The following is a 19052-nucleotide window of genomic DNA, read 5'->3' on the forward strand; positions in this document are numbered from 1 at the left end:
GGGAGACTCGCACCGGCCTCACAGCAGCTTGCGCCGCTTCAGGTACGCGACCAGGTCGTCGTAGACGCCACCCTCGTTGGCGAACATGGCGACGTTGCGCGCGGTCGACAGCCAGGGACGGGTCGACGGGCGCACCTCCTTCAGCGCCCGCTCCAGGTCCCGCTGCTCGATCATCCGGACCTCGCCGGTGCGTACCGAGTCGGCCATCGCGAACTCGGCCGCGGTCTCGCACAGGTGGGCCAGGTCGGCGCCGGAGAAGTCCTCGGTCCCGGCGACCACCCGGCGCAGGTCGATGTTGGCGATCGGCCGCTCGCGCAGGTGGTACTCGAGGATCGCGGCGCGGGCCTCGGCGTCCGGCGGCAGCACCAGCACCACCCGGTCCAGCCGCCCCGGCCGGCGCAGCGCCGGGTCGACGTCCCACGGGGTGTTCGTCGCGGCCAGCACGAAGACGCCCTCGTTGTTGCCCTCCATACCGTCCAGCTCGGCCAGGAGCTGGTTGCCCAGCGTCCGCATGGAGCTCGACGAGATCTGCGAGCGCTTGTGCCCCAGGGCGTCGATCTCGTCGAGGAAGAGCACGCAGGGGGCGTTGCGCCGGGCCGCCTCGAAGAGCTCGTGCAGGTTCCGCTCGGAGTTGCCGATCCACATGTCCAGCACGTCCACGATGGACAGCGAGAGGAACTTCGCGCCCATCTCGCCGGCCACCGCCCGAGCCAGGAAGGTCTTGCCGCAGCCGGGCGGGCCGTAGAGCATCAGGCCGCCGCGCAGGCTCTTGCCGTACATCCGGCGCAGCTCCGGGTTGCGCAGCGGGCCGAGGAAGGCCAGCTCCAAGCGCTCCTTCACCGCCGCCATGCCGCCCACGTCGGCCAGCCGGACCGACGAGGACTCGACGTCGTAGACCCGGTCGGCATCGCCCTCGACCGGCTCCGGTTCGTCGCCGGCCCGGGCGAAGCGCGGCGGCACGACGTCGGCCAGCTCCTGCTCGTACGCGGCCAGCGGATCGTCCCCGGCCGGTGCCGGCCGCTGGGCCGGTGGCTGGGCCGGTTCCTGGGTTGGTTCCTGCGCGGCGGCGGGCTGGGCCGGCGCGGGCACCCCGAGGGCGCGCTGCATCAGCGCCTGGGCCTGCGCGTTGCCGGGGTCCCGGGCGAGGGCCTGCCCGACGTGCGCGATCGCCTCCCCGCGCCGGCCGCCGTCGAGCAGCAGCCCGGCCAGGTGCAGCCGGAGCGGCAGGTCGTCGGGACGGGCGTCAAGGGCGGCCAGCAGACTGTCGATGAGGAGATCGGCGCTCACAGGACGAGCAGCCTAGTGGGCCGCCGAGCCGGGCCGCAGTCCCGTTACTCCCCGTGTATGACGTGCTGACCGGTTGCGGTGGGGTGTGCCGTCTACCCGGGTATCGGCTGCCCGCGCTCGCCACGCACAGTAAGGTCAACCGGGTGAGCGCCACCGGCGAGCACGGCCAGCCGCAGTCGCGAACGATGAGGTGACTTCAGTGACCACCCCAGGCAAGACTCGAGTGGCGATCGTCTTCGGCGGCCGCAGCCCCGAACATGGCATCTCCTGCGTCAGCGCCGGCAGCGTGCTGGGCGCCCTCGACCCGGACGAGTTCGAGGTGGTGCCGGTCGGCATCACCCGACAGGGGCAGTGGGTGCTGGCCAGCGGCGACCCGGGCCAGCTGGCGATCCAGGACCGCAAGCTGCCGGAGATCACCTCCGGTTCGGGGGCCGAGCTGGTGCTGCGCGCCGACGCGGCGGTGGGCGGACTGATGGTGCTCGACCCGGCGGAGGGCCCCCGCGCGCTGGCCGACGTGGACGTGGTCTTCCCGGTGCTGCACGGCGCGTACGGCGAGGACGGCACCATCCAGGGGATGCTGGAGATGGCCGACATCCCCTACGTCGGGGCGAACGTCTTCGCGTCGGCCGCCGCCATGGACAAGGAGTTCACCAAGAAGCTCTGCGCCGCCGAGGGCATTCCGGTCGGCCCGTACGTGGTGCTGCGTAACGGGATGACCATGACGGAGGAGGACAAGGAACGCCTCGGCCTGCCGGTCTTCGTCAAGCCGTCCCGGGCCGGTTCCTCCTTCGGCATCACCAAGGTCGACGACTGGTCCCAGCTGGACGCGGCGGTGGCGGTCGCCCGGGAGATCGACACCAAGGTGCTGGTCGAGGGCGCGATCGCCGGCCGCGAGATCGAGTGCGGCGTGCTGGAGGGCGAGGCCGGCGGCGCGCCCGAGGCGTCGGTGCTGGCCGAGGTGCGGGTGATCTCCGGCCACGACTGGTACGACTTCGAGGCCAAGTACATCGACGACGCGTGCGAGTACGACATCCCGGCGAACCTGCCCGAGCAGGTCACCCGCCAGGTGCGGGAGTACGCCACCCGCGCGTTCACCGCGCTGGACTGCTCCGGCCTGGCCCGGGTCGACTTCTTCGTCACCCCGGAGCTGGACGTCTACCTCAACGAGATCAACACCATGCCGGGCTTCACCTCGACCTCGATGTTCCCCCGGATGTGGGCGGCCAGCGGCCTGGAGTATCCGAAGCTGGTCAACCGCCTGATCCGGACCGCCCTGCGCCGAGCCGGCCGCTGACAGTTTCGCCGCATCAAGATCCGCCCTGATGCACGGAAAGTGTGGCCATCCGAGTCGGAATGGCCACACTTTCCGGGAATCTGCGCCCGAGGACAGGCGGAGCTCGGTCAGGCGGAGCAGCCGGAGGGGGCGGTCTTCGCCGACGGGACCGCCGAGACGATGGCGTCGGAGATCGGGCTGACCCACTGGAGCGGCTGCGCGTACTCCTTGGGCACGCGGACCCGGACGGGCGTCTCCCGGTCGACGGTGGTCAGGACCATCGCGTCGGCCTCCTGCACGGCGTGCCAGCAGACCTTGTTGACCGACCACACCTCGTCGGTGGGCTGCACCACCGGCGGGGTGCCGCCGCAGGCCACGGTCAGCGCCGGGTCGCCGTACGCGGCGTTCTGCTCGGCGCCGGCGGTGACCGGCCGCTGCGTCAGGTCCCGCACGGCCAACGGCAGCTGCGACACCAGGGCGCGACACACGGTCGCGGGGCGCTCCGCCAGGGTCGGCGCGGGCATCTCCACCGGGGCGGCCGACTGCGGCCGGGCGGCGGTGGCCGAGGCGCTCGGCGCGGCGGCCGGCTCGTCCGGGGCGAGCTTGGCGAAGGTGAAGCCGGCCACCGCCACGGTCACCGGCACCGCGACCAGCGTCGCCCACAGCGCGGCGCCGCGGCTCGACCGGTCCCGGCGCGGGGCCGCCTCGGCCGGTCGCGACTCCTCGGGAGCGGGGGAAGAAGTGATCTCGTCCACTTACAGGCGCACCACCGAACACGTGAGGGTGCGGGTGATGCCGGGCACCAGCTGCACCTTGCTGACGATGAGTTTGCCGAGCTCGTCGACGGTGTTCGCCTCGGTGAGGACGACCACGTCGTACGGCCCGGTGACGGCGTCGACCCGTACCACGCCGGCAAGGTCCGCGATCTGTCCGGCCACGTCACGCGCCCGACCGACCTCGGTCTGGATGAGGATGTACGCCTGTACCACGACTCGACCTCCGTCCGTCGCCGCCTGGGGCGGCCCGAAGGGTGAAACTACCCTACGGAGCGGCCCTGATCTGTATCGGTCGCCGACGGGACGCGGTAAGCGGGCACACGTCGGGGCGTGGTGACGGGACTGCGGAGCTGAAGAGCGCGACGAGGGGACGGAATGACGGTCGCGGGTGTCGGAGAGTTCGGGCTGATCGACCGGGTCACCGCCCGGCTGACGTACGGGGAGAGCTGCCTGCTCGGCCCCGGGGACGACGGGGCGGTGGTGGCGGCGCCGGACCGGCGGGTGGTGGCCTCGACGGATGTGCTGGTCGAGGGGCGGCACTTCCGGCGGGACTGGTCGAGCGCCCGGGACGTCGGGCACCGGGCGGCGGCGGCCAACCTGGCCGACATCGCGGCCATGGGCGCCACCCCGACCGCCCTGCTGGTCGCCCTCTGCATCCCGGCCGAGCTGGACGCCAGCTGGGCGGAGGAGCTGGCCGACGGGCTCGGTGCCGAGGCGGCCCTGGTCGGTGCCAGTGTGGTCGGCGGGGACATGTCGGCCAGCCCGACCATCACCATCGCGGTGACCGCGCTGGGCGACCTGGCGGGCCGGCCGCCGGTGGTCCGCACCGGGGCCCGGCCGGGCGACGTGGTGGCGCTGGCCGGGCGGACGGGCTGGGCGGCGGCCGGCTACACCGTGCTCTCCCGGGGCTTCCGGACACCCCGGCTGCTGGTCGAGGCGTTCCGGCGCCCCGAGGTGCCGTACCCGGCCGGCCCGGAGGCCGCCCGGCACGGTGCCACCGCCATGATCGACGTCTCGGACGGGCTGGTGGCCGACCTGGGGCACGTGGCGAAGGCCAGCGGTGTGGCGATCGACGTGACCCGGGACGCGTTCGAGGTGCCCCGGCAGATGCGCGACGCGGCGCAGGCGCTCGGCGTCGACCCGTACACCTGGCTCCTGGCCGGGGGCGAGGACCACGCCCTGGCGGCGACCTTCCCGGCGGCGGCGACCCTGCCCGCGGGCTGGCGGCCGATCGGCCGGGTGACCGAGGGCGCCGGGGTGACGGTGGACGGCGCGGCGTACGTGGGTCCCGGCGGGTGGGACCACTTCCGCCGGGCGGAGTGATCTGCGTCCGACCGGGGCGATCGGGCCCGTGCCGGGCCCACCCCCGGTCGTACCCTTCAGGGCGTGAGTGAGATCGAGATCCGGGTGCGGCGTTTCGACGCGCCCGAGTCGCAGGCGTTGATCCGGGCGGCCCTGGCCGACCTCGGCCAGCGGTACGGCGGCACCGGCGACGACACGCCGGTCGACGCGACGGAGTTCGCCCCGCCGGCGGGCACCTTCCTGGTCGCCTACCTGGACGGGCAGCCGGTGGGCTGCGGCGGCTGGCGCAGCCACGGCGACGACGGCGGGACGGCCGAGCTGAAGCGGATGTACACCGCGCCGGTCGCCCGGGGGCGGGGCGTGGCCCGCTCGGTGCTCGCCGCGGTGGAGGAGTCGGCGCGCGAGCAGGGCCGCAAGCAGATCATCCTCGAGTGCGGCGACAAGCAGCCCGAGGCGATCGCCATGTACACCTCGGCCGGCTACGAGCAGATCTCGAACTTCGGCTTCTACCAGGACGCCCCCGGCTGTCTCTCCTTCGGCCGGGTGCTCTGACGGCCGCCGCCCCGGCCCACCCGGGCGGGCAGGCACCGATTTCCGGACACGACAGAAGCCGGCGGACCGATCCGGTCCGCCGGCTTCCGACGAGTCTGGGGTGGCGCTACCGCGTCAGGCGCGGGTGACCTTGCCGGCCTTGATGCACGAGGTGCAGACCTGCATCTTCTTGGTGGTGCCGCCACCGGCCGGGGTACGCACCGACTGGATGTTCGGGTTCCAGCGGCGGTTGGTCCGCCGGTGCGAGTGGGACACGTTGTGGCCGAAGCCCGGTCCCTTGCCACAGACGTCGCACACGCTAGCCACGGGATACTCCTGGGTTTGAAACGTTCATGAGGTCGCCGCCAGGCGCTGCCCGGGCAACCTGGCCAGGTTACCCGATGACATGCCGGTCCGCCCAACCGGCCCGGCCGGCGGCCGACAGTTCCAGGTCGCCCGGCGGCGTCAGACACCGTCGAGCTGGAGTTGTCGAACGGAAACCCGGCCAGCCTACCGGCGGGGACGGCGGCCCCGCACGCGGCCCCGGGCCCTCGGACACGCCGACGCAGAGCAGGCGACCCCGGCGCGTGTCGGTCCGCGCCAGTAGGCTTCCCGACGTGCTGGACACCCTCGACGCCACCGCGGTGCGCCGATGGTGCGCGAGCGGGCTGGCCGCCCTCCAGCGGCACCAGGGCGAGATCGACGACCTCAACGTCTACCCGGTCCCGGACGGGGACACGGGCACCAACCTGGTGCTCACCCTCACCTCCGCCCAGCAGGCCCTCGCCATGGACCTGGGCACCCTCCCCGACGACGGGCACACCCCGCACGGGCACGCGCTGCGGCTGATGGCCCGGGGCGCGCTGCTCGGGGCGCGCGGCAACTCCGGCGTGATCGTGTCGCAGCTCCTGCGCGGCTTCGCCGACGCGCTGGCCGCCGCGCCGGCGGTCCGCGGCCGGCAGCTCGCCGCCGCGCTGGCCGGCGCCGCCAGCGCCGCCTACGCGGCGGTCGCCCACCCGGTGGAGGGCACCCTGCTCAGCGTGGCCACCGCCGCGGCCCGCGCCGCCGAGCAGGCGGACAGCGACGACCTGCGCACCGTGTGCCGAGCCGCGGCGGCCGGGGCGGCGCGGGCCCTCGCGCGTACCCCCGAACAGCTGCCCGCGCTGGCCCGCGCCGGCGTGGTGGACGCCGGCGGACGGGGCCTCTGCCTGCTGCTGGACGCGCTGGTCGAGGTGGTCACCGGGGAGAGCCCCCGGCAGCCGGCGGAGCCGTCACCCGCGGCCCGCCCGCCCGCCACCGCCGTCCGGGAGACCGGCTCCCTGGCGTACGCCTACGAGGTGCAGTACCTGCTCGACGCCACCGACGAGGCGGTGGCCCGGCTGCGCGGCGAGCTGGACGCGCTCGGCGACTCCCTGGTGATCGTCGGTGACGGCGCCCCGGGCCTCGGCACGTGGAACGTGCACGTGCATGTCAACGACGTCGGCGCGGCGATCGAGGCGGCCGTGGTGGCCGGCCGCCCGCACCGGATCACTGTGACCCGCTTCGCCGACCAGCCGGCCCCGCCCGCGCCGCCGGCCCCGCTGCCGGACGGCCGGGCCGCCGTGGTGGTGGCCACCGGGGCCGGCATCGCCGAGCTCTTCGGCGCCGAGGGGGCCACCGTGGTGCCCGCCAACCCGTCCACCGGTGAGCTGCTCGACGCGATCCGCGCCACCGGGGCGGCCCGGGTGGTGGTGCTGCCCAACGACCCCAACACCCAGTCGGTGGCGAGCGCCGCCGCCCGGGAGGCGCACGGGCTCGGCGTGAAGGTGAGCGTGGTGCCCACCCGCTCGCCGGTGCAGGCCCTCGCGGCCCTGGCCGTCCGCGACCCGAAGCGGCGCTTCGAGGACGACGTCATCGCCATGGCGGAGGCCGCCGGCGCCTGCCGCTACGCCGAGGTCTGCCACGCCAGCAAGGAGGCGCTCACCGTGGCCGGGCCGTGCCGGCCGGGCGACGTCCTCGCGATGGTGGAGGGGGAGGTGCACCTGATCGGCGTCGACCTCCTCGACACCTGCACCGCGGTGGTCGACCGGATGCTCGGCGGCGGCGGCGAGCTGGTCACCCTGCTCTGCGGGGCGGACGCCCCGGACGGGCTGGCCGACCGGGTACGCGAGCACGTCGAACGGTCCTGGCCGTTCGTCGAGGTGCAGGCGTACGAGGGCGGCCAGCCGCACTATCCGCTCCTGTTGGGGGTCGAATGACGAGCGAACCGACCACGGTGGACACGCCGCTGAAGAAGCTGGTCGGCGAGCGCACCGCCAAGGCCCTGGCCAGCCACCTCGACCTGCACACCGCCGGCGACCTGATCTACCACTTCCCGCGCCGGTACGACGAGCGCGGCGAGCACACCGACATCCGCTCGCTGGACGTGGGGGAGCAGGTCACCGTGCTGGCCCAGGTGCAGCGCACCGCGGTCCGACCGATGCGCCAGCGCCGGGGCAACCTGCTGGAGGTGACCGTCGGGGACGGCTCCGGCGGCGTGCTCACCCTCACCTTCTTCGGCAACCAGGCCTGGCGGGAGCGGGAGCTGCGCCCCGGCCGGTGGGGGCTGTTCGCCGGCAAGGTCACCGAGTTCCGGGGCAAGCGCCAGCTCAACGGCCCGGAGTACGTGCTGCTCGGCGAGGGCGGCGACGGCGAGGCGGCGGCCAACGAGGAGGTCGAGGAGTTCGCCGGGGCGATCATCCCGGTCTACCCGGCCGCCGCGGCGGTGCCGACCTGGGTGATCGCCCGCTGCGTCCGGGTGGTGCTGGACACCTTCACCCCGCCGGAGGACCCGCTGCCGGCCACCGTCCGGGCCACCCGCAACCTGGCCGACATCGGCACGGCGCTGCGCGAGATCCACCGACCGTCCAGCAAGGAGGCGCTCTACCGGGCCCGGCGCCGGCTCAAGTGGGACGAGGCGTTCGCCGTGCAGCTCACCCTGGTGCAGCGCAAGCACCGGGCGGCCGACTGGCCGGCGCAGGCCCGGCCGCCGCGCGCCGGTGGCCTGCTGGACGCGTTCGACGCCCGGCTGCCGTACGAGCTGACCCCCGGCCAGCAGACCGTGGGCCGGGAGGTCGCCGCCGACCTGGCCACCGCGCACCCGATGCACCGGCTGCTCCAGGGCGAGGTGGGTTCCGGCAAGACGGTGGTCGCGCTGCGGGCAATGCTCCAGGTGGTCGACGCCGGCGGACAAGCGGCGCTGCTCGCCCCGACCGAGGTGCTCGCCGCCCAGCACTACCGGGGCATCCTCGACCTGCTGGGCCCGCTGGCCCAGGCCGGCGAGCTGGGCGCGGCCGACGACGCCACCCGGGTGGAACTGGTCACCGGCTCGCTCGGCGCGGCAGCCCGGCGGCGGGCCCTCGCCGAGGTGGCCGAGGGGCGGGCCGGCATCGTGCTCGGCACCCACGCCCTGCTCTACGAGGGGGTCGACTTCCGCGACCTGGGCCTGGTGGTCGTCGACGAGCAGCACCGCTTCGGCGTGGAGCAGCGGGACGCGCTGCGGGCCAAGGCCGACCAGCCGCCGCACGTGCTGGTGATGACCGCCACCCCGATCCCGCGCACGGTCGCCATGACCGTCTACGGCGACCTGGAGATCTCCACCCTCTCCCAGCTGCCGAAGGGCCGGTCGCCGATCGCCTCGCACGTGGTGCCGGCCGCCGAGAAGCCGGCCTTCCTCGACCGGGCCTGGCGCCGGATGCGCGAGGAGGTCGCGGCAGGCCACCAGGCGTACGTGGTGTGTCCGCGCATCGGCGAAGGCCCGGCCTCGGACGAGGAGGCGCCGCGCGAGGACGACAACGGCCGGCGTCCCCCGTTGGCGGTGACCGAGGTGGCCCCGCTGCTCGCCGAGGGCCCGCTGCACGGGCTGCGGATCGGGGTGCTGCACGGGCGGCTGCCGGCGGACGAGAAGGACGGGGCGATGCGCGCCTTCGCCGCCGGTGACCTGGATGTCCTGGTGGCCACCACGGTGGTCGAGGTCGGCGTGAACGTGCCCAACGCCACCGTGATGATCGTGCTGGATGCGGACCGGTTCGGCGTCTCCCAGCTGCACCAGCTGCGCGGCCGGGTGGGTCGGGGCTCGGCCGCCGGCCTCTGCCTGCTGGTCTCCGAGGCGGTGGAGGGCTCGTCGGCCCGGGAGCGCCTCGACGCGGTCGCCTCCACCACGGACGGTTTCAAGCTCGCCGAGTTGGACCTGGAACAGCGCCGGGAGGGTGACGTGCTGGGTGCCACCCAGTCCGGGCGCCGGTCCCACCTGCGGCTGCTGTCGCTGCTGCGGGACACCGACCTGATCCGGGACGCCCGGGCCGAGGCGATCACGCTGGTCGAGGAGGACCCGGAGCTGACCCGGCACCCGGCCCTGGCCGCCTCGGTCGCCGCGCTGGTCGACGAGGAACGCGCCGAATACCTGGAGAAGGGCTGACCGGGCCGCCGCAGTCCGTCGGGTGCGTCGAGGTGCGACGATCCTCACCCGCCAAGATCACGCTCGAACATGGAAACAGTGGCCTCTCCAGGCGAGGAAGGCCACTGGTTCCTGGATTGAGTGGGGTTTGCGGCACGCGCCGTCCCGAGACGCGCCGAGGGCGCGCCGACCGGGTGGTCGACGCGCCCTCGGATCGGGATACGTCAGGCGGTGAAGCGGATCCGTCGGCGTCGCGCCACGACAAAGAGCACCGCACCGGCGGCCAGCAGGGCCGCGGCGCCGGCCGCAATGGCGCCGGCAGCCGCGCCGGTCACCGGCAGGGTCGGCCCCTCGCTGTCACCGCCGCCAGCGCCGGGGGCGCAGTCGGCCGGCTTCTCCCAGGCGATCGGGGAGGAATCGTCCAGGCCCTCGGCCGTCGGGGTGACCTTCAGGCCCTCGAAGGCCTTGAACTTCGCGGTCTTGGTCTCGCCAGGCTGGACGACCAGCGTCTGCGCCTCGCCCTTGTTCGGGGTGAGGGTGATCTCGACGGTCTTGCCGTCCTTCGGGTTCTCGATCTGGAAGATCAGCTCGTCGCAGGTGGACTGGTAGCTGCCCGACGGCTCACCCGGCTTGACGCAGTCCTTCGGCTCGGCCGGCTTGTCGTCGAAGAGCGGCTGCTCCTGTCCGGCCTCGGTCACCGTGATCTTTCCGGCGTTCTTGGCCGGCACCGTGATCGTCTTGTCCTTGCCCGGCGCGACGGTCGCGGTTTCGCTGAATCCGTCCGTGCCGGTGACGGTGAACTTGGCGTCCTTGGTGGCCTCCTGGCCGTTCTCCAGCTTCACCGCCACGTCGCCGGTGCAGTCGGAGGTCACCGTGGCCTTGGGGTTGGCCTTGGTCGGCGGCGGGGTCACCACCTTGTCGCAGCTCTCGCTGAACTTGATGGAGGCGCTGCTCGGTTCCTGCTCCTGCCACTTGTTGTCCCACTGCGCCTGGACGGCCAGCGACGCCTCGGTCACGTTGCCCGCGAGGCGGGCGGTGCCGACCAGGGGTTCCGCGACCGCGTGCGGGTACAGCGGGTCCGAGCCGTCTGCGGTGACGTTGATGCCCTCGACGGTGAACGGGGCGCTGGTGTCGCCGGTCTGGCTGGCGCCGTCCACCTTGACGAGCCGGTAGTTGTTCACGCCCTGCGGCGCGTAGGTCTGCACGGTCCAGGTGGTGACCCACTCGCCCGCGGCGGTGTCACACTTGGCGGTGACCTTGACCTCGCTGTGGTGGGCGCTGGCGGGCGCGGCGACCACGGCGACGCCGGCCAGGCCGATCAGCGCGCCGGCGGTGACCGCCATGACGCGCCGGAGGTTGAGACGGTTCACGTCTACTCCTGATGAGGGGAAACTGGAGAGTGCGGCGGACGGACCGGAGCCTCACGTCCGACGAACGGGCAGACCCTAGCGAGATCGACGCGTCGGGCGTTACGTCGACCGGCGCGGCGTAAAGGGTCTGTTATGAATTTGAGATCATTGATGTACGGCGCGTGATCTTCCGATGCGCGCTGCGTATTACCTGCCGTGTTGTCCGGGTCGGCGTTGGCCGTCGGTTAGCGTCAGGGCATGCGCAGGAGCATGCGGTGACCCGGATCGTGGCCGGGACGTTCGGCGGGCGACGGATCGTCGCGCCCCCCGGCGCCGGCACCCGACCCACCTCCGACCGGGTCCGGGAGGCCCTGTTCAGCGCGGTGCAGGCCGAGCTGGACCTGGACGGGGCACGGTTCGCCGATCTCTACGCCGGCTCCGGGGCGGTCGGGCTGGAGGCGCTGTCGCGGGGCGCGGAGCACGTGCTGCTCGTCGAGTCCGACGCCCGGGCGGCCCGGGTGATCCGGGAGAACATCGCCCTGCTGCGGGCCGCCCCGGCCGCCCGCCTGGTCACCGGCAAGGTGGGCACGGTGCTGGCGGCCGGCCCCGGCGGCGACCCGTACGACGTCGTCTTCGCCGACCCGCCGTACGCCGTACCGGACGAGGAGCTCACCGCGATGCTGGCCGCGCTGGTCGACGGCGGGTGGCTGGCGGCGCACGCCCTGGTGATCGTGGAGCGGTCCAGCCGCACCGGCCCGGTCACCTGGGTGGACGGCATCACGGGCGAGCGCAGTCGCCGCTACGGCGAGACCGCCCTTTGGTACGGTCGCCGATCATGAGACGTGCGGTCTGTCCCGGCTCGTTCGATCCGGTCACCAACGGACACCTCGACATCATCGGCCGGGCCAGCCGGCTCTTCGACGAGGTGATCGTCGGCGTGCTGGTCAACCCGTCGAAGCAGGGGTTGTTCACCGTCGAGGAGCGGATCGACATGCTCCGCGAAGTGATCGCCTCGTACGACAACGTCCGGGTCGAGTCGTTCCGCGGGCTGCTGGTGGACTTCTGCCGGGCCCAGCAGGCGAGCGTGCTGATCAAGGGCCTGCGCGCGGTCAGCGATTTCGACTACGAGCTCCAGATGGCCCAGATGAACATCGGCCTGGCCGGCGTGGAGACGCTCTTCATGCCGACCAACCCGCTCTACTCGTTCCTCTCCTCCAGCCTGGTCAAGGACGTGGCCAAGTGGGGCGGGGACATCTCCGCGCACGTCCCCGACGTGGTCCGCGAGCAGCTCAAGGCCCGCCTCCACCCCTGACGCCGGACCCACCGCCCCGCCGGGCCCGATCTCGCGGTCGCGGCGGCGCCGGCGACGCGCCGGGCGGGGGTGGAGCGGCGTGCGGTGGAGGGAGCGCGACATGATGTGTGCAGCGCCGAGACCGGGCGCAGGCCGCATCATGTAGATCGGCCGACCTAGGACAGGAGTGAGGTACCGGTGGACCCGCTCGATCGCATCGACGAACTGATCGCCATGGTGGAGCAGGCCCGCTCCGTGCCGATGTCGCGCAACAACTGCATGGTCGACCGGGGCGAGATGATTGCGGCCCTCGACGAGGTGCGCGCGGAGCTCCCCGCCGACCTCCGCCGGGCCGCCGCGCTGCTCGAGGAGCGCGACAAGATCATGGAGGCCGGCAAGCGCGAGGCCGACCGGATCATCAGCGAGGGTGAGGCGGAACACGCCCGCCTGGTCTCCGTGAACGAGATCACCGTTTCGGCCGAGCACGAGGGCGCGCGGATCATCGCCGAGGCCCGCGCCGAGGCGCAGCGCCTCCGGGACGAGGTGGACGACTACGTCGACACCGCCCTGGCCAACTTCGAGCAGTTCCTGACCCGGGCGCTGGCCTCCATAGAGCGCGGCCGGGACAAGATGCACGCGCTGCGCGAGATCGGCACCTTCGCCGGTGACGAGGCGGATCGCCCGCTACCCTTCTGAGCGGCACGCGGGCCGGCAGCCGACAGCCGGCAGCCGCCGGGCCAGGGGCGACGCCCCCGGTTCGACGGTCCGCCGGTCACCCAGGTAACCTTTTTTGTCGGCCTCTCACCGGCCGGAGTCTAACTATGCCCAAACACTCGCCAAGCCCACTCGACCCCAGGTCGCCGCTGGTCCTCGACACGAGGGACCTGCCGCGTCGGCCTGGTGCGTTGCGTACGGTCGAGCGGGTCGTGCCGGCACCGGCGGACCTCGGCGTGGAGTTGATCGGCGTGCCGGAGGGCGCGGACCTCGACCTCGACCTGAGGTTGGAGTCGGTGTCCGAGGGCGTGCTCGTCTCCGGGACCGTCACCGGTCCCGTCACGGGCGAGTGCGGGCGCTGCCTGCGCGAGATCGACGACTCGGTGGCCGTGCGGATCCAGGAGCTGTACGCGTACGAGAACAGCACCACGGACGACACGACCGACGAGGACGAGGTGGGCCGGATGCAGGGCGATCTGATCGACCTGGAGCCGGCGCTGCGGGACGCGGTGGTGCTCGCGCTGCCGACCAACCCGCTCTGCCGGGAGGACTGCCCAGGCTTGTGCCCCGACTGCGGGGTGCACTGGGACGATCTGCCGGCCGACCACAGCCATCAGCAGATCGACCCGCGTTGGGCGGGCCTGTCGCAACTGACCCGTACAGAGGAGTAAGAACCGTGGCCGTCCCCAAGCGCAAGATGTCGCGCAGCAACACCCGGGCCCGTCGGGCGCAGTGGAAGACCGCGGCGGTCGCGACCGTGGCCTGCCCGCAGTGCAAGTCGGCGAAGCTGCCGCACGCGGCCTGCTCCGTCTGCGGCACCTACAACGGCCGTCAGGTCCTCGAGGTCTGACCTGGACGCCGAGTGACGTCCCCGACCACCGGTCGGGTGGCGCGCGCACCATGGCTCTCGCCCGGTGCCCCGGCTTCCTCCGTCGCCGGCCGGTCCTCGGCCGACGTACCGGTGGAGCCGGGCACCGCGCGGATCGCCGTTGACCTCCTCGGCGGGGACGATGCCCCCGCCGTCGTGGTTGACGGCGCTCTGCGAGCGGTGCGCACCGACCCTGACCTTCATCTGCTGCTCGTCGGACCGACCGAGGTCGCCGACGGGCTGATCGGTGCCCTCGACCCGGAGCAGCGTGCCCGGGTCGCGGTCCGTCCGGTGCGTACCGCCGTCGGCATGGCCGACCATCCCACCGCCGCGCGCGCGGAGAGCACCGTTCGCGCGGCGGTCAGCGCCGTCCGCGACGGGATCGCCGACGCGCTCGTCTCCGCCGGCTCGACCGGCGCCACCGTCACCGCCGCCGCGCTCGGTCTCGGGCGCTGGACCGGGGTGCGCCGCCCGGCCCTGGTGGCCACCATTCCCGCCGTCGCCGGCCCGGTGGTGCTGCTGGACGTCGGCGGCACCCTGGAACCCGGCGCGGCCACCCTCGCCCGGCACGCCGTGCTGGGCGCCGCGTACGCCGCGGTGGCGCACGCCGTCGCCGCACCCCGCGTCGGGCTGCTCTCCGTCGGCACCGAGGCGGGCAAGGGCGACCGGCTGCGCCGCTCCGCCGACCCGGCGCTCGCCGCCGTCCCGCTACCGTGCGGCGCCGGCTACGTCGGCCTCGTCGAGGGGTACGACGTCTCCATTGGCGCGCGTGCCGATGTCGTGGTCACCGACGGCTTCACCGGTAACGTGCTGCTCAAGGCCATCGAGGGCGCGTACGCGATGGCCGGCGGGCCCCCGGCGAGCGGCGGTGTGCCACGCGCGGCGGCCCTGCTCGGCGTCGCCGGCACCGTGGTCGTCTGCCACGGCGCGGCCCAGCCCGACGACGTCGCCTCCGGCATCGCCCTCGCCGCCCACCTGTGGCGTCGGGGCGCCACCGACACCATCTCCACCCTGCTCGCCGGCCTGCCACAAGATCCCGCACCCATCGACACCGAGGTAGCACCATGACCAACGACAAGCGGCGGCGTGCTCCCGTCGGCCACCTGGAGGCGGCCTTCGGGGTGTCGCTCGATCCGGAATTGCTGGAGCGCGCGCTGACCCACCGCTCCTACGCGTACGAGAACGGCGGCCTGCCCACCAACGAGCGGCTGGAGTTCCTCGGCGACTCGGTCCTCGGCGTGGTGATCACCACGGCGCTCTTCCACAACCACCCGGACCTGCCCGAGGGGCAGCTCGCCAAGCTGCGCGCCAGCGTGGTGAACATGCGCGCCCTCGCCGAGGTGGCGCGCGGCCTCGGCCCGGCGGGGCTGGGCGCGTACCTGCTGCTGGGCAAGGGCGAGGAGGCCACCGGCGGCCGGGACAAGGCCAGCATCCTGGCCGACACCCTGGAGGCGCTGCTCGGCGCGATCTACCTCCAGTACGGCCTGGACACCGCCGCCATCGTGATCCATCGCCTCTTCGACCCGCTGATGGCCGAGTCGGCCGGCCGGGGCGCCGCGCTGGACTGGAAGACCAGCCTGCAGGAGTTGACCGCCGCACTCGGGCTGGGCGTCCCGGAGTACCGGATCGAGGGCACCGGCCCCGACCACCTGAAGACCTTCACCGCCTGGGTGGTGGTGGCCGGCAACCGGTACGGCGGCGCGGAGGGGCGCAGCAAGAAGGAGGCCGAGCAGCGGGCCGCCGAGGCGGCCTGGCGGACCCTGACCGACCAGGCCGACGCCGAGGCCGCCGCCAAGGCCGCGGCCGAGGGCGCCGAGCCGACGGCGGATGCCGGGCCCACGGCCGACGCGGCCGAGGCGGGCGCCGGCCGTGCCTGAGCTGCCCGAGGTCGAGACGGTCCGGCAGGGCCTGGCCCAGTGGGTCACCGGCCGGACGATCAGCTCGGTCGAGGTGCGCCACCCCCGGGCCGTGCGCCGGCACCAGCTGGGCGGGGGGCACTTCGCCGATGTGCTGACCGGTCGGACGATCACCGACGTCCGCCGCCGGGGCAAGTACCTCTGGCTGCCGCTGGACAGCGGGGACGCCCTGGTCGGGCACCTCGGCATGTCCGGCCAGCTGTTGCTCCAACCGGTCGGCGCGGCCGACGAGCTGCACCTGCGGGTCCGGTTCCGGTTCGCCGACGACGGTCCGGAGCTCCGCTTCGTCGACCAGCGTACGTTCGGCGGGCTGTCGGTCTCCGAGGGCGGGGCGGAACTGCCGGACGAGATCGCGCACATCGCCCGGGACCCGATGGACCCGGAGTTCTCCGACGCCGACTTCGTGGCCGCGCTGCGCCGGCGGCGTACGGAGGTGAAGCGGGCGCTGCTCGACCAGACCCTGATCTCCGGGGTCGGCAACATCTACGCCGACGAGGCGCTGTGGCGGGCGAAGCTGCACGGCGCCCGCCCGACCGACGCGCTGACCGGCCCGGCGGCCATCCGGCTGCTCGGGCACGTGCGGGACGTGCTGGGCGAGGCGATCAAGCAGGGCGGCACCAGCTTCGACGAGCTGTACGTCGACGTCAACGGCGAGAGCGGCTACTTCGACCGGTCGCTCAACGCGTACGGCCGGGAGGGGGAGCCCTGCCCGCGGTGCGGCGCCCCGATCCGGCGCGAGGCGTTCATGAACCGGTCGTCGTACAGCTGCCCGCGCTGCCAGCCCCGCCCCCGGGGTGCCCTCCGGGGATGACCCCGAGCCGGCTCGGGGTTGCGCCGGTGTGCCTCGCCGGGCGGTTCCGGGCGCGTTCCCGGGCCGTACCCTGAAAATCCCGTTCTGTCCGGTCGGCCGAGCCGTTTCCGGCCGGCCGGCCCGAGCCGGACGGATCGGGGACGAGCCGGGGCCGTTCCCCGATGTCCGGCCACCGTTCGCTGCCTAGCGTCAGCACCGTCGGCACAGGGCCGACGTGTGGAGGGGGAACCCAGGTATGGGCAGGCGACCGGTGACCGTGCGGGTGGCACGGTGGAGTGCGGAGCACCCGTGGCGGGCCATCGCGCTGTGGGTCGTGTTCGTGGCGGTGTGTTTCGTCGGCGGCAACGCGGCGGGCCTGAACGAGGCGACCGCCGCCGACCAGGCGACCGGCGAGGTGGGACGGGCCGAGCTGATCGTCGACAGCGGGGGCTTCCACGACCCCGCCACGGAGAACGTGTTGATCACGTCCCGCTCGGGGACGCTCGACCCGGCCGCGGCGAAGGTCGCCGCCGATGACGCGGCGGCCCAACTGCGGCAGGTCACCGGGGTTGCCTCGGTCGGTACGCCGATGCCGTCCCAGGACGGTACCGCGCTGCTGCTGCCGGTCACCATGTCCGGCGACCCGGAGACCGCGTCGGACCGGGTGCAGCCGCTGCGCGACGCCACCCAGAAGGTCCAGGAGGCGCACCCGGCGCTGCGGATCGAGGAGGTCGGTGGCCCGTCGATCAACAAGGCGCTCGACGACACCCTGGGCAAGGACTTCAAGCGGGCCGAGCTGCTCAGCCTGCCGGTCACCCTGGCCATCCTGATCATCGCGTTCGGCGCGCTGATCGCGGCCGGCGTGCCGGTGCTGCTCGCGCTCTCCTCGGTGGCCGCGGCGATGGGGCTCTCCACCCTGGCCTCCCACCTGGTGCCGGCCAACGACACCACGGCCAGCGTCATCCTGCTCATCGGCATGGCGGTCGGCGTCGACTACTCGCTGTTCTACGTCCGGCGAGAACGCGAGGAGCGGGCGAAGGGGCGGTCCGGGCTCGACGCGGTGGAGATCGCGGCCGAGACCTCCGGCCACGCCGTGGTGGTCTCCGGCACCGCCGTGATCATCTCGATGGCCGGGCTGCTGCTCGCCCAGGACGCCATCTTCTCGTCGCTCGCCGTCGGTTCGATCCTGGTGGTCGCGGTCGCGGTGATCGGCTCGCTGACCGTGCTGCCGGCGCTGCTCGCCAAGCTCGGCCGTTGGGTCGACCGGCCCCGGGTGCCGCTGCTGTGGCGGCTCACCGCCCCGCGTACCGGCCGGCACGGCCAGCCGGCCCGGCCCCGGTTCTGGCCGGCCGTGCTGAAGCCGGCGCTGCGGGCGCCGCTGGCCACCCTGGTCGTCTCGGTCGGGCTGCTGCTCGCCCTGGCCGCCCCCGCGCTGGGCATGGAGCTGAAGTTCCCCGGCATGGAGGACGTGCCGCGCAGCACCGCGGCGATGCAGGCGTACGACCGGCTGACCGCCGCTTTCCCGAGCAACGGCACCAGCCACACGGTGGCCGTGCGGGCGCGGGCCGAGCAGGCCGACCGGGTCCGCGCCGCGCTGACCGACCTGGCCGGTCGGGCCGCCGCCGACCCGCTCTTCGCGCCGGCCGAGGGGGACGGCCCGAAGATCAAGGTGTCGGCCGACCGCCGGGTGTCGGTGCTGGAGGTGGCCACCCCGTACGCCAGCCGCACCGACGAGGCCACCCGATCCCTGCACGAGCTGCGCCAGGACCTGGTGCCGACCGCGCTGCGCGGCATCCCCGGGGTCGAGTACGCGGTCGGCGGCGGCGTCGCGGCCAACGAGGACTACGCGCAGCACATCTGGCACAAGCTGCCGGTCGTGGCCGCCTTCGTGCTCGCGTTGACCTTCCTGGTGATGGCGTGGACGTTCCGGTCGGTCGTGGTCGCGCTCACCTCGATCGCGCTGAACCTGCTCTCCGCCGGGGCCGCGTACGGCCTGCTGGTGCTGGTCTTCCAGAACCACTGGGCGGAGGGGCTGCTCGGCTTCACCTCGATGGGCGCCATCGTCACCTGGCTGCCGCTCTTCCTCTTCGTGGTGCTCTTCGGCCTGTCGATGGACTACCACGTCTTCGTGGTCAGCCGGATCCGCGAGGGCGTCCGCTCCGGCCTGTCGAACAAGGACGCGGTGGCGTACGGGATCACCTCGTCGGCGGGCGTGGTGACCAGCGCGGCGATCGTCATGGTCGGGGTCTTCTCGATCTTCGCGACGCTGAGCACCATCGACATGAAGCAGCTCGGCATCGGGCTGGCCGCGGCGATCCTGCTGGACGCCACGATCATCCGGGCGGTGGTGCTGCCGTCGCTGATGACCCTGCTGGGCGACGCGAACTGGTGGGCCCCGCGCTTCCTGCGCGGCCGGGTGGCCACCCCGCCCGCCGATCCGCCCACGCCCACCCCGGAACTGGTCGGCGCTCGCTGACGCCACCGTCCCACCGGAGGGCCGGGCCCGCTCGCGCGGGCCCGGCCCTCCGCCGTTTCCCGGGA

At 73.6% G+C, this 19052-nt stretch carries 19 protein-coding genes; 14 read left to right on the forward strand and 5 right to left on the reverse strand.

What is annotated here, in order from left to right; genetic code table 11:
• Nucleotides 1-18: 18 nt before the first annotated feature.
• Nucleotides 19-1287 carry an ATP-binding protein gene (locus ACFYOS_RS11600; protein WP_387138760.1) on the reverse strand — a complete coding sequence of 423 codons (1269 nt, stop codon included), beginning with the start codon at nt 1285-1287 and terminating at the stop codon, nt 19-21.
• 199 nt (nt 1288-1486) lie between these two features.
• On the opposite strand from ACFYOS_RS11600, the gene ACFYOS_RS11605 reads away from it, so the two are divergent.
• Nucleotides 1487-2581, forward strand: coding sequence for a D-alanine--D-alanine ligase family protein (locus tag ACFYOS_RS11605; protein WP_387138762.1), 1095 nt, complete (start codon nt 1487-1489; stop codon nt 2579-2581).
• 107 nt (nt 2582-2688) lie between these two features.
• Here ACFYOS_RS11605 and ACFYOS_RS11610 read toward each other — a convergent pair whose 3' ends face one another.
• Complete coding sequence (locus ACFYOS_RS11610; protein WP_387139115.1) at nt 2689-3306, reverse strand: DUF3515 family protein; 618 nt, start codon at nt 3304-3306, stop codon at nt 2689-2691.
• 9 nt (nt 3307-3315) lie between these two features.
• Nucleotides 3316-3549 carry an Lrp/AsnC ligand binding domain-containing protein gene (locus tag ACFYOS_RS11615; RefSeq protein WP_091268792.1) on the reverse strand — a complete coding sequence of 78 codons (234 nt, stop codon included), beginning with the start codon at nt 3547-3549 and terminating at the stop codon, nt 3316-3318.
• A gap of 162 nt (nt 3550-3711) precedes the next feature.
• Here ACFYOS_RS11615 and ACFYOS_RS11620 point away from each other — a divergent pair, with 162 nt between their 5' ends.
• Nucleotides 3712-4659: a thiamine-phosphate kinase gene (locus ACFYOS_RS11620; RefSeq protein ID WP_387138765.1), complete on the forward strand. Its 948-nt coding sequence runs from the start codon at nt 3712-3714 to the stop codon at nt 4657-4659.
• Between the two features lie 63 nt (nt 4660-4722).
• A complete protein-coding gene (locus tag ACFYOS_RS11625; protein ID WP_387138768.1) occupies nt 4723-5190 on the forward strand; it encodes a GNAT family N-acetyltransferase in 468 nt (155 codons plus the stop codon).
• A gap of 114 nt (nt 5191-5304) precedes the next feature.
• On the opposite strand, the gene rpmB is transcribed toward ACFYOS_RS11625, so the two are convergent.
• Nucleotides 5305-5496: a 50S ribosomal protein L28 gene (gene rpmB, locus ACFYOS_RS11630; RefSeq protein ID WP_073832489.1), complete on the reverse strand. Its 192-nt coding sequence runs from the start codon at nt 5494-5496 to the stop codon at nt 5305-5307.
• A 290-nt stretch (nt 5497-5786) separates the two neighbouring features.
• Here rpmB and ACFYOS_RS11635 point away from each other — a divergent pair, with 290 nt between their 5' ends.
• Both ACFYOS_RS11635 and recG read left to right on the forward strand, forming a co-directional pair.
• On the forward strand, nt 5787-7406 hold the full coding sequence (locus ACFYOS_RS11635) for a DAK2 domain-containing protein (protein WP_387138772.1): 1620 nt from the start codon (nt 5787-5789) through the stop codon (nt 7404-7406).
• Nucleotides 7403-9604: an ATP-dependent DNA helicase RecG gene (gene recG, locus ACFYOS_RS11640; RefSeq protein ID WP_387138775.1), complete on the forward strand. Its 2202-nt coding sequence runs from the start codon at nt 7403-7405 to the stop codon at nt 9602-9604. The genes ACFYOS_RS11635 and recG overlap by 4 nt, the downstream gene beginning before the upstream one ends.
• 203 nt (nt 9605-9807) lie before the next feature.
• On the opposite strand, the gene ACFYOS_RS11645 is transcribed toward recG, so the two are convergent.
• Nucleotides 9808-10953, reverse strand: a complete 1146-nt coding sequence (locus ACFYOS_RS11645; RefSeq protein ID WP_387138778.1) for a cell wall anchor protein — start codon at nt 10951-10953, stop codon at nt 9808-9810.
• Nucleotides 10954-11207: 254 nt separating this feature from the next.
• Between ACFYOS_RS11645 and rsmD the strand changes: the two genes are divergently transcribed.
• The 9 genes from rsmD (at nt 11208) to ACFYOS_RS11690 (ending at nt 18987) form a co-directional block, all read left to right on the forward strand.
• Entirely contained in the window at nt 11208-11771 is a 564-nt protein-coding gene (gene rsmD, locus ACFYOS_RS11650) for a 16S rRNA (guanine(966)-N(2))-methyltransferase RsmD (RefSeq protein WP_387138781.1), read from the forward strand.
• A complete protein-coding gene (gene coaD, locus ACFYOS_RS11655; RefSeq protein WP_387138784.1) occupies nt 11768-12244 on the forward strand; it encodes a pantetheine-phosphate adenylyltransferase in 477 nt (158 codons plus the stop codon). Before rsmD ends, coaD begins: the two co-directional genes overlap by 4 nt.
• 177 nt (nt 12245-12421) lie before the next feature.
• Nucleotides 12422-12919, forward strand: coding sequence for a hypothetical protein (locus ACFYOS_RS11660; RefSeq protein WP_387138787.1), 498 nt, complete (start codon nt 12422-12424; stop codon nt 12917-12919).
• A 125-nt stretch (nt 12920-13044) separates the two neighbouring features.
• On the forward strand, nt 13045-13608 hold the full coding sequence (locus ACFYOS_RS11665) for a YceD family protein (protein WP_387138790.1): 564 nt from the start codon (nt 13045-13047) through the stop codon (nt 13606-13608).
• A 5-nt stretch (nt 13609-13613) separates the two neighbouring features.
• On the forward strand, nt 13614-13787 hold the full coding sequence (gene rpmF, locus ACFYOS_RS11670; protein ID WP_091268767.1) for a 50S ribosomal protein L32: 174 nt from the start codon (nt 13614-13616) through the stop codon (nt 13785-13787).
• Nucleotides 13788-13898: 111 nt separating this feature from the next.
• Nucleotides 13899-14873 (forward strand): phosphate acyltransferase PlsX, encoded by a 975-nt coding sequence (locus ACFYOS_RS11675; protein ID WP_387139118.1) that lies wholly within the window; start codon nt 13899-13901, stop codon nt 14871-14873.
• Nucleotides 14870-15682 (forward strand): ribonuclease III, encoded by an 813-nt coding sequence (gene rnc, locus ACFYOS_RS11680; RefSeq protein ID WP_387138794.1) that lies wholly within the window; start codon nt 14870-14872, stop codon nt 15680-15682. Before ACFYOS_RS11675 ends, rnc begins: the two co-directional genes overlap by 4 nt.
• Nucleotides 15675-16532: a bifunctional DNA-formamidopyrimidine glycosylase/DNA-(apurinic or apyrimidinic site) lyase gene (gene mutM / locus ACFYOS_RS11685; protein WP_387138797.1), complete on the forward strand. Its 858-nt coding sequence runs from the start codon at nt 15675-15677 to the stop codon at nt 16530-16532. The genes rnc and mutM overlap by 8 nt, the downstream gene beginning before the upstream one ends.
• Before the next feature lie 235 nt (nt 16533-16767).
• Nucleotides 16768-18987, forward strand: coding sequence for an MMPL family transporter (locus tag ACFYOS_RS11690; protein WP_387138800.1), 2220 nt, complete (start codon nt 16768-16770; stop codon nt 18985-18987).
• Nucleotides 18988-19052 lie beyond the last annotated feature (65 nt).

Origin of the sequence: Micromonospora sp. NPDC005806 (assembly GCF_042871425.1) — a bacterium.
Classification (GTDB): domain Bacteria; phylum Actinomycetota; class Actinomycetes; order Mycobacteriales; family Micromonosporaceae; genus Micromonospora.